The sequence below is a fragment of the Streptosporangium sp. NPDC006013 genome (genome assembly GCF_040614275.1).
Lineage (GTDB): Bacteria > Actinomycetota > Actinomycetes > Streptosporangiales > Streptosporangiaceae > Streptosporangium.
The window spans coordinates 1-9,977 of record NZ_JBEXUE010000379.1; the positions used below are offsets into that span (position 1 = coordinate 1).

The window sequence follows — 9,977 nt, forward strand, 5'->3', positions numbered from 1 at the left end:
CCGGCTGGACGACCAACCCCTCGGGCACCGACACCGCCACCTCGGGCCAGTGGGAGCGCGGCGTCCCGCAGGCCACCACCTCCAGCGGCGCCAAGCAGCTCGGTACCACGGTCAGCGGCACCAACGACCTGGTCACCGGCAGGCTCGCGGGCACCGCGGCGGGCGACTACGACATCGACGGAGGAGTCACCAGCATCCAGTCACCGGCCATCACCCTGCCGTCGACCGGGACGCTGAACCTGTCGCTGTCGTGGTATCTGGCGCACGGTTCCAACTCCTCCACCGCCGACTTCCTGCGGGTGAAGGTCGTCGGCTCCACCACCACCCAGGTGTTCCAGCAGCTCGGCGCGGCCGCCAACCGCAACGGCGCCTGGGCGGTCGCCACGGCCAACCTCTCCGCCTTCGCGGGCCAGACGGTCCGCATCCTGATCGAGGCCGCCGACGCCTCGGGTGCCTCGCTGGTGGAGGCCGGCATCGACAACGTCAAGATCACCCAGCAACCCTGACCCTCCGCCGGGGCGCCTTCGCCGAGGGCGCCCCGAGCCCTTCACCGGTGGGCTCGGTGCCGGTCAGACGCGGCAGATCAGCTCGCCGTGGAGCAGCGACAGCCAGCCGTCCCGCTCCCCTGCCCAGGCGCGCCAGCCCTCCGAGAGGCGGCGCAGGTCCTCCTCGGTGCTGCCCGAGGCGAGGGCCTGGCGGGCCATGTCGGACTTCAGGATCCGCTCGGCCCACATGCCGCCCCACCAGGCGCGGTCCTCGGGTGTGGCGAAGCACCAGGTCGAGGAGGTGGCCGAGACGTCGGTGAACCCCGCCGCGTGCGCCCAGGAAAGCAGTCGCCGCCCCGCGTCGGGCTCGCCGCCGTTGGCCCTGGCCAATCTCAGGTAGAGGTCCAGCCACTCGTCCAGTTCGGGCATCTCGGGAAACCAGGTGAACGCGGTGTAGTCACTGTCGCGTACCGCGACGATCCCGCCCGGCCTGCAGACCCGCCGCATCTCGCGCAGCGCCAGCACGGGATCGCCGACGTGCTGGAGCACCTGGTGGGCGTGGACGACGTCGAAGGTGTCGTCGGGAAAGCACAACTCGTGCACGTCCGCCACGGAGAACTCGACGCCGGATTGCCCGCGCCGCTCCACCTCCGCGCGGGCCAGGCCGAGCGCCTCCTCGCTGATCTCGGCCGCGGTGACCGTGCCGGGCGCGACACGCTCCGCCAGGTCGGCGGTGATGGTGCCGGGCCCGCAGCCCACGTCCAGCAGCGTCATGCCCGCTCTCAGGTACGGCAGGAGGTGGGCCGCCGAGTTCTCCGCGGTACGCCACCGGTGGGACCTGAGCACCGACTCGTGGTGTCCGTGCGTGTAGACGGCGTCCTTGCCTGTCATGGGAGACCTCTCCTTCTGTCCGTCGGCCCTGACCGTAACAGGAATCTCATATTTCAAGAAGAATCGTCTCATTATATGGTCTCATTGTGTGGTCGTAACAGATTTCGCACCTTTTCATCGCTTGCTGTAACGAGGGGGGGCGCCCACACTCAGATGGGATGTTCGCTGACACAATGGGGGTGGTCCTCGTGCACGAGGAGTTCAGCGCTCACGAGACCTGGCCACTGGGGTGCACGCGCTGCGGGCACCTCTGGCAGGAGGAGTACCTCGTCCGTCACCTGACCGACGGGCACGGACACGACGTCGTGCTCTGGCTGAGGTCGGGCGTCATGGTCCAGCCGCCCTGGTCGGGACTGAGCTGCCCCGCCTGCGGCTGTGACGGTGTCCGCGTCTTCCCGGTGGGTGCGCACCCCCAGAACGGCACCCCGGTCCCCGTCGCCGCTTTCACCCCCGGTCCCGCCCCGGCCCCAGGCCCCGGTCCGACCCCGGTCCCCGCGCTGGGAGCCGGTGTCTCGCCCGCCGAGCCCCGGCCGCGTCGCCGCGTGCCGCAGCCGGCCCTGCTGTACTCCCTCATCGTGGCCGCGTTCCTGCTCTTCACCAGCTTCGAGCTCTTCGAACACGTGATTCCCCACCACTGAACCCGCCGCCACGGACCACTGGACCCCGCCACGGGGCGGGGGCCGGCGGTCACCAAGCGTCGCCAAGCGTCACCGGGCGTCAGAGGCGGAAGTCCAGGTCGGGGACGATCTCGGCGACGTCCATCTGGGCCTTCTGCAGCCTGCCCGAGTAGTCCCAGTTCATCGCCTGCCAGCGGGTGAACTGGTCGAGAACCCACACCCCCGACTGGCGGCTGCCGTTGCCAGATCTGCCGTTGCCGCCGAAGGGCAGGTGAGCCTCCGCGCCGGAGGTGGAGTTGTTGACGCTCACCATGCCCGCGCCGATGCCGGCACGGAAGTGGAACGCCGACTTCGGGTCGGTGGTGTAGATGGAGGAGGAGAGCCCGTAGCCGGGAAGGTTGGCCAACTCGACGGCCTCCTCCAGCGTGCTGAAGGCGGTCACGCCGACGATGGGGCCGAAGGTCTCCTCAAGGAAGAGCCGGTCGCCGGGGCGGACGCCGTCCACGACCACCGGGTGGTAGTAGAGGCCGCCCTCCCCGGTGAAGCCGGCGCGTGGGTTGTCCGGGGTGATGCGGCCGGTGGGACCGGAGACGACGGTGTGGTGCGGCTGGATCCAGCCCAGGTACTCCTCGTAGCGCGAGGCGAACCTCTCCTCGAGCAGCGGGCCGCAGAGCACGTCCCCGGCGGGGTCGCCGATCGCCGCCTCCGCCACGGCGCGCGCGTACCGGCGGAGGAACTCCTCGTGGACGCTCTCGTGCACGATCACCGTGCCGAGTGACGTGCAACGCTGCCCGGCGGTGCCGAAGCCCGCGAACAGCGCGCCCTCCACGGCCAGGTCCAGGTCGGCGTCCGGCATGACCACCATCGGGTTCTTGCCACCCAGTTCCAGGCAGGGGGACTGCAGGTGGCGCCCGCACAGCTCGCCGACGGCGCGGCCCACCGCGGTGGATCCGGTGAACCCGACCTTGTGCACCGTGCCCTCGGCCAGCGCCGACTCCAGGCCCTCGAACGTCGTGGCGCCGTCGGCGAGGACCAGGTTCAGCACGCCGTCGGGCAGCCCGGCCGCCGTGAACAGCCGATAGAGCGCGTGCGCGGAGGCCGCCGCGTACTCGGCGGGCTTCCACACCACCGCGTTGCCGCACAGCAGCGCCGGGACCAGGTACCACGACGGCACCGCGACCGGGAAGTTTCCCGCCGTGATCACCGCGGCCACTCCCACGGGGACCCGGAAGGTGAACAGGTTCTTGTCCGGCATCTCCGAGGGAACCGTCTGCCCGTACAGCCGCCTGCCCTCGCCGAGGAAGAAGTCACAGGTGTCGACGATCTCGCGTACCTCGCCCAGCGCCTCGGCGTACGGCTTGCCGATCTCGCGGGTGACCAGGCGGGCCAGTTCCTCGGCGTTGGCCTCCACCAGCCGCCCGATCGAGGCGATCACCCGCCCCCGGACGGGCGCGGGAACCCGAGACCACTCCCGCTGGGCCGCGGTGGCCGTGCGGCACGCGGAGGAGAACGTGCTCGCGTCCGCCAGCCGGACCCGCGCGACCACCTCGTTCAGGCGAGCCGGGTTGACCGACTCGTAGGCGGTGCCGTTGGACGCTTCTTTTCCGCCGATGACGGAGACGATCTCGCTGGTCACCTTCGACCTCCCGGTATGGACCTGTGACCGCATTCTCCCCGCGAAGGACGAGGCCGTCACATCAGCCGGAAGTCGGCGAAGTCGAAACCCGGGGACACGACACAGCTCACCAGCACGGCCTCGTCCCCGGCGGGGCGGGCGGCCTGCCAGGTGCCGCCGGGCACCACCGCCTGCGGGACCTGGCCCTCCTCCACCAGCGGACCCAGGGTCACGGAGTGGGTGGGCTGGCCCTCGTGGCCGCCGAGGACCAGTGTCAGCGGGCCGCCCCGGTGCCAGAGCCACACCTCGTCGGAGGCGACCACGTGCGGGCGCGACTCCTCGCCGGGCCCCAGCAGGAAGTAGATCCCCGTCGCGGTGGCCCGCGCTCCGGTGTACCCGGGCGGGGTGAGGTCGACGGAGGTTCTCCAGGTCTCGCGGAACCAGCCGCCCTCGGGGTGCGGCAGCAGGTCCAGGGTCTCGGCGAGCGGAGGACGGGAAGAGGTCGTCATCGCACCGATTCTAGGGACCCGGCTCCTCGGACGGACCGTATGAGGTTCGTGTACGCGCCGACGTATCGCCGACGTGTGGGTGCCGGACGGTGCGGGCGTCCCCCGCGGCGGAAGCCGTCTGGACGGTCGGCGGGGCGGGCGCGCGAGGGGGCGCGCGTACCGGGCGCGACGAGGGCTGCCGATCGGTGCGGGAGTCACCGGGGTGACGGAGATCGTCCTGCGGGGTGAGTGGTCCGGATTTGTCGGAGGGGTTGGCTAGGTTCGGTCCGTGATCGAACGGTGGAACCGGGATCAGGTGCTGGCGCTCGCGCCCGACGCCTCGTCCCAGAAAGCGGCCGGGACAATTTCCTCCCCCAGAAAGTGGTCGGGGACCGGAGTCACCGCCGACGCGGTGTGGGGCGAGTGCGCGGGCAGCGGCTCCAAGCCCTACCGGGCCTGCGTCGACCTGTCCGAGCCCGCCTACCGATGCACCTGCCCCAGCAGGAAGTTCCCGTGCAAGCACGCTCTCGGCCTGCTGCTCCTGTGGTCGGCCGACGGTGTCCCCGTCGCGGAGGAGGTCGCCGACTGGGTGGGTGAGTGGCTCGACGGGCGGCGCGACCGCGCGGCCAGGGCGGTGGAGGCCGGGGCGACCCGCGCCGCCAGGTCTGCCGAGGCGGCTCCCGCCGACGGCCGCCGGGCCGCGCTGCGCGAACAGCGCGTGAGCGCCGGTCTGTCGGATCTGGAACGCTGGCTCGCCGACCAGGTCAGGCAGGGCCTCGCCGGGTCACGGCGCCACGACCAGTGGGACGACCTGGTCAAGCGCCTGATCGACGCCCAGGCGCCCGCCGTCGCGGGCTCGCTGTCGCGCCTGCCCGCCGTGCTGGACGGCGATGACTGGCCCGCCCGCCTGCTCAGCGAGTACGCGCTGCTGCACCTGCTCTGCGTGGCCCACCGCAACCTCGCGGCTCCGGCCGGCGAAGGGACCGGCGACGTAACCGGTGACGTAACCGGTGACGGGACCGGTGACGGCCCCGGGGGTGTGCCGGAGGTCGCGCCCACGGGGCTCCTGGAAAGGGTGCGTGACCGGGTCGGTTTCTCGGTGACGAAGGAGGAGGTGCTCGCGGGGGAGGTCGTCCGCGACCTGTGGGACGTGCTGGGACGGCGCGACGAGGAGCACGACCGGCTGATCGCGCGCCGGGTCTGGCTGCGCGGGCGCAAGACGGGCAGGGCGGCACTGGTGCTCTCGTTCGCACCGGTCGGACAGGCTCTCGACGCCTCGCTCGTCACCGGCACGACCATGGACGCCGACCTGGCGTTCTACCCCGGCTCGACTCCGCTGCGCGCGGTGGTCGCCGCCCGGCACGACGCCGCCCCGGCCGGCCCGCCGCCCGGCCAGAGCATCGAGCGGGCACTGGACGAGGTGGCCGAGGCTCTGGCGGGCGACCCCTGGCTCGACTCCTGGCCGCTCGTGCTGGAGGGGGTGACCCCCGCGGGGAGTGGTTCGCGGCTCCTGGCCGGGCCCTCCGGCGGGCTGCCGCTCCACCCGTCCACGGGAACCCCGTGGCGGCTGGTCGCCACCTCGGGCGGCCATCCGCTGACCGTCGCCGCCGAATGGACCCCGAGGGGCCTGCGCCCCCTCACGACCTGGGATGAGGAAGGCCGGGTGATCGCCCTGTGAACGCCTCCGCCGACTGGGAGGAACTGGTGTCCACCGCGCTCGTCGGGACCGACCGGCGCCCGCTGCCGGGGGAGAGGGCGAGCGAGGTCGAGCTGCTCGGCCGCGCGGCCGTGCACACGCTGCGGATGCGCGCGGGGCGGCGGCCGGTCGCCCCGGGCGAGCCGCCGAGTCTCGCGGCGCCCGAGGAGCAGCCGGAGGTCTCGCGCGCCGCGGGCGACCGGCTTGCCCGCGTTCTCGGTGGTGAGCAGCCGAGACTGCTCACCGAGTGGCTGGAGACCGCGGCCGGGCGTGGCTACCGCCTCTCGCCCCACCTGTTGCCCGAGCTTCTCGACCACGCGGTCAGGGACAGGTCGATCCGGCCGTATCTCGGCGTCCTGGCGGGCAACCGGGGGCGCTGGCTGGCGGGGCTGAACCCGGCGTGGGGTTTCCTGCTTGAGGAGGTCACGGGAGTGGCCGTGACCGGCCCCGCGACCGGCCCCGCGACCGACTCTGGGCCGACCTCGCAGGTCTGGGAGTTCGGCACCTCGGGTGACCGTCGCGTCCATCTGGGCGAGTTGCGGGCAGCCGATCCGGCGAGGGCCAGGGAACTGCTCGCCGCCACCTGGGAGAAGGAGAGCCCCGACGACAGGGCGGCGTTCCTGGAGGCTCTCACCACGGGGTTGTCGCTTGAGGACGAGCCGTTCCTGGAGTCCGCGCTCGACGACCGCCGCCGCGAGGTCCGCCACCAGGCGGCCGACCTGCTCACCCGGCTCCCCGGATCGCGCCTGGCCCTGCGCATGGCGGAGCGCGTCGCCCGGTATGTCACCGTCGCCGGCGGTGAGATCCACGTCGACCCGCCGGTGGCCTGCGACAGCGCCATGGAGCGCGACGGCATCCGGGCGAAGGCGCCCCGGGGGACGGGCGAGCGGGGCTGGTGGCTGCAGCAGGCCGTGGCCCGCACCCCGCTGGGCGTCTGGCCCCGGCTGCTCGGCCGGTCGCCCGGGGAGCTGGTCCGCATGAAGATCGTCGACTGGAACCGCGAGGTCATGGCCGGTTGGGTCAGGGCCACCGTTCTCCAGGGCGACCCGGAGTGGGCGCTGGAGCTCTTCGCCTGGGACCCGATCGCCGACCTACTGGCCGCGCTGCCCCGCGACAGGCAGGAGATCGTCGCGGCCGACTTCGTACGGCGGCACGGCCTGGACGGCCAACTGATCATGGTTCTCGGCGGGGCCGCGGCCCCGTGGGGTCCGGCCCTGGCCACGGCGGTCCTCCAGAAGATCATCGATGTGTCCGGCACCCAGCCGTGGAACCTCGGCGAGCTGACCAAGCTCGCCGGTGAGCGCGTCGATCCGGCACTGCACGACATGGCCGGGCGGCTCTCAGCGGAGCCGTCCATCCAGGAGGTCGCCGCCCTCCTGCGTTTCCGTGACGACATGTTGAAGGAGCTCACACAGTGACAACGGTTCTGCGGGCCCACGCCGAAGACCAGTACGCCGAGGAACTGGCGGTCCTGGCCAAGGGCGACGACCGGGTCCGCCCGCCGGGCTGGAAACTGTCGCCCTGGGCGGTGACCACCTACATCCTCGGTGACGGCGACCAGATCACCCCCAAGTACATCGGGCCGCGGCGCATCGTCGAGGTGGCCGTGGCGACACTCGCCACCGACCGCGCGCTGCTGCTGCTCGGCGTGCCCGGCACCGCCAAGACCTGGCTCTCGGAGCACCTGGCCGCCGCGATCAGCGGTGACTCCACACTCCTCGTGCAGGGTACGGCGGGCACTGCGGAGGAGGCCATCCGCTACGGCTGGAACTACGCCAGGCTGCTGGCCGAGGGGCCGTCCATGGAGGCGCTCACGCCGAGCCCGGTGATGCGGGCGATGGCCGAGGGGCGGCTGGCCCGGGTGGAGGAGCTGACCCGGATGCCCTCCGACGTCCAGGACGCGCTGATCACCGTGCTGTCGGAGAAGACGCTGCCGATTCCCGAGCTCAACCGGGAGGTGCAGGCCGAGCGCGGTTTCAACATCATCGCCACCGCCAACGACCGTGACCGCGGCGTCAACGACCTGTCGAGCGCACTGCGCCGCCGGTTCAACACGGTCGTGCTGCCGGTGCCCGCCACCGCCGAGGAGGAGGTGGACATCGTCTCCCGCAGGGTCGGCCAGCTCGGCCGCTCCCTGGAGCTGCCCGAGACCCTCACCGGGCTGGAGGAGATCCGCCGCGTCGTCACGGTCTTCCGGGAGCTGCGCACCGGCGTCACCGAGGACGGCCGCACCAAGGTCAAGTCCCCCAGCGGCACGCTCAGCACCGCCGAGGCCATCTCCGTCCTCACCAACGGCATCGCGCTGGCCGCGCACTTCGGCGACGGGGTGCTCCGCCCCTCCGACGTGGCCGCGGGCATCGCCGGCGCGGTGATCCAGGACCCGGTCTCCGACCGCGTCGTCTGGCGCGAGTACCTGGAGACCGTGGTGCGCGAGCGCCAGGACTGGCGCGACTTCTACCGGGCCTGCCGTGACGCGGGCTGAGGCGGTGATCCCCGGGAGGGGGCCGCTCCCGATCTCCGTCCCGGGCTCCGGTCCCGTATCGGGTGGCACACCGGTGGTCAGGCCGCGTGGTCGCCATCGCGCCATGCCGCCGGTCGGTGAGACGGCTTCCTCACCTGGCCTCGGTCCCGTATCGGGTGGCACGCCCGTGGCCACCCCGCGTGGTCGCCATCGCATCACGCCGCCGGTGCCGGCGGTCGGTGAGACGGCTTCCTCACCGGTCGGGAGGCAACGATGAGCGTTTCCGTGCTGGGGATCCGGCACCACGGACCCGGGTCGGCGCGGTCCCTGTGCGACGAGCTTGACCGCCTCAGGCCGGACATCGTGCTCATCGAGGGCCCGCCCGAGGCGGACGAGCTGGTCGAGCTGGCCCGTGACCCCGACCTGCAGCCACCGGTGGCGCTCCTCGCCCACGTGCCGGGCGAGCCGTCCACCGCCGCGTTCTGGCCGTTCGCGGTGTTCTCCCCCGAGTGGCAGGCGCTCCGCCACGCCGTCGGGGCGGGCATCCCGGTCCGCTTCTGTGACCTGCCGGCCGCGCACAGCCTCGCCTCCCGCCCCGGCGCGACCGGCGACGCCGAGCCGCGGCCAGGAGAGGAGCCGGACACGGGTGTTCCCGGCTTCCATCGTGAGACGGCGGATGACGCCGTACAGGTCGATCCGATCGGGGCCCTCGCCCGCGCCGCCGGATACGACGACCCGGAGCGGTGGTGGGAGGACGCCGTCGAGCACCGCGGCGACACCCCGTTCCACATGATCGCCCAGGCCGTGGAGGCGGTCCGCGAGGGACACGTCGCCGACGAGTACGAGGCGCGGCGCGAGGCCTTCATGCGGCGCACGATCCGCAGGGCGATCCGGGACGGCTTCGAGCGGATCGCCGTGGTCTGCGGAGCCTGGCACGTCCCCGCGCTGGCGGGCACGGCGGGTGCGGGGGCGCCCTGGGGCGCCGGGCTGCCCACCGTGAAGGCCGACGACACGCTGCTCAGAGGGCTGCCCAAGGTCAGGGCCGAGATCACCTGGGTGCCGTGGACGTACGGGCGGCTGGCCTCCTGGAGCGGGTACGGCGCGGGTGTGACCTCCCCCGGCTGGTACCACCATCTGTTCGCCTCCCCGGACCGCCCCGTCGAACGGTGGCTGACCGGGGCGGCCGGGGTGCTCCGTGAGGAGGACCTGCCGGTCTCCTCCGCCCACGTCATCGAGGCGGTCCGGCTCGCCGAAGGCCTGGCCGTGCTCAGGGGACGGCCCCTGGCCGGGCTGGCGGAGGTCACCGAGGCGGTCAGGGCGGTGCTGTGTGAGGGCGACGACCTGCCGGTGGAGCTGATCCAGCGGCGCATGGTCGTGGGGGAGCGGCTCGGCCAGGTGCCGGACAGCACCCCGATGGTCCCCCTCCAGCGCCACCTGCGCGAGGAGCAGCGGCGGGTGAGGCTCAAGCCCGAGGCGCTCGACCGTGAGTACGACCTCGACCTGCGCAAACCCCTCGACCTGGAGCGCAGCAGGCTGCTGCACAGGCTCCGCCTGCTCGGCGTCGGCTGGGGCACTCCCCAGGAGAGCCGGAGCAAGGGCACCTTCCGCGAGTCGTGGTCGCTCACCTGGCGGCCCGAGTACGGCGCGCGATACGCGGTGCGACACCACCGCGAGCTGTTCGACGGCTGTACCGAGGCGATCAGCGAGTCCGGCGGTTACAGCGT

The 9,977-nt window shown here is 72.6% G+C and carries 8 protein-coding genes and 1 pseudogene; 6 read left to right on the forward strand and 3 right to left on the reverse strand.

All coding sequences use genetic code 11. The features are described 5' to 3' along the window. Positions 1 to 506: pseudogene (locus ABZ260_RS38205) on the forward strand (zinc carboxypeptidase); the annotation flags it as partial. A 63-nt stretch (positions 507 to 569) separates the two neighbouring features. Here ABZ260_RS38205 and ABZ260_RS38210 read toward each other — a convergent pair. Next, complete coding sequence (locus ABZ260_RS38210; RefSeq protein ID WP_355627231.1) at positions 570 to 1,376, reverse strand: class I SAM-dependent methyltransferase; 807 nt, start codon at positions 1,374 to 1,376, stop codon at positions 570 to 572. A 158-nt stretch (positions 1,377 to 1,534) separates the two neighbouring features. Between ABZ260_RS38210 and ABZ260_RS38215 the strand changes: the two genes are divergently transcribed. Then, a complete protein-coding gene (locus ABZ260_RS38215) occupies positions 1,535 to 2,014 on the forward strand; it encodes a hypothetical protein (RefSeq protein ID WP_355627233.1) in 480 nt (159 codons plus the stop codon). 79 nt (positions 2,015 to 2,093) lie between these two features. Here ABZ260_RS38215 and ABZ260_RS38220 read toward each other — a convergent pair whose 3' ends face one another. Further along, a complete protein-coding gene (locus tag ABZ260_RS38220; RefSeq protein ID WP_350916391.1) occupies positions 2,094 to 3,629 on the reverse strand; it encodes an aldehyde dehydrogenase family protein in 1,536 nt (511 codons plus the stop codon). A 56-nt stretch (positions 3,630 to 3,685) separates the two neighbouring features. Further along, entirely contained in the window at positions 3,686 to 4,117 is a 432-nt protein-coding gene (locus ABZ260_RS38225; RefSeq protein WP_350916394.1) for a cupin domain-containing protein, read from the reverse strand. 268 nt (positions 4,118 to 4,385) lie between these two features. Here ABZ260_RS38225 and ABZ260_RS38230 point away from each other — a divergent pair, with 268 nt between their 5' ends. The 4 genes from ABZ260_RS38230 to ABZ260_RS38245 all read left to right on the forward strand — a co-directional run. Next, positions 4,386 to 5,774 (forward strand): SWIM zinc finger family protein, encoded by a 1,389-nt coding sequence (locus tag ABZ260_RS38230; RefSeq protein ID WP_355627235.1) that lies wholly within the window; start codon positions 4,386 to 4,388, stop codon positions 5,772 to 5,774. Then, positions 5,771 to 7,210, forward strand: a complete 1,440-nt coding sequence (locus tag ABZ260_RS38235; protein ID WP_355627237.1) for a DUF5691 domain-containing protein — start codon at positions 5,771 to 5,773, stop codon at positions 7,208 to 7,210. Before ABZ260_RS38230 ends, ABZ260_RS38235 begins: the two co-directional genes overlap by 4 nt. Beyond that, positions 7,207 to 8,274 carry an AAA family ATPase gene (locus ABZ260_RS38240; RefSeq protein WP_343980120.1) on the forward strand — a complete coding sequence of 356 codons (1,068 nt, stop codon included), beginning with the start codon at positions 7,207 to 7,209 and terminating at the stop codon, positions 8,272 to 8,274. The genes ABZ260_RS38235 and ABZ260_RS38240 overlap by 4 nt, the downstream gene beginning before the upstream one ends. A gap of 252 nt (positions 8,275 to 8,526) precedes the next feature. Beyond that, on the forward strand, positions 8,527 to 9,977 hold a 1,451-nt coding region (locus ABZ260_RS38245; protein ID WP_355627239.1), incomplete at its 3' end, for a DUF5682 family protein.

What these genes read in the sequence shown, in the direction of transcription:
- ABZ260_RS38210 (WP_355627231.1), bottom strand. Translation starts at nt 1,376, where the DNA reads ATGACAGGCAAGGACGCCGTCTACACGCACGGACACCACGAGTCGGTG.
- ABZ260_RS38215 (WP_355627233.1), top strand. Translation starts at nt 1,535, where the DNA reads ATGTTCGCTGACACAATGGGGGTGGTCCTCGTGCACGAGGAGTTCAGC.
- ABZ260_RS38225 (WP_350916394.1), bottom strand. Translation starts at nt 4,117, where the DNA reads ATGACGACCTCTTCCCGTCCTCCGCTCGCCGAGACCCTGGACCTGCTG.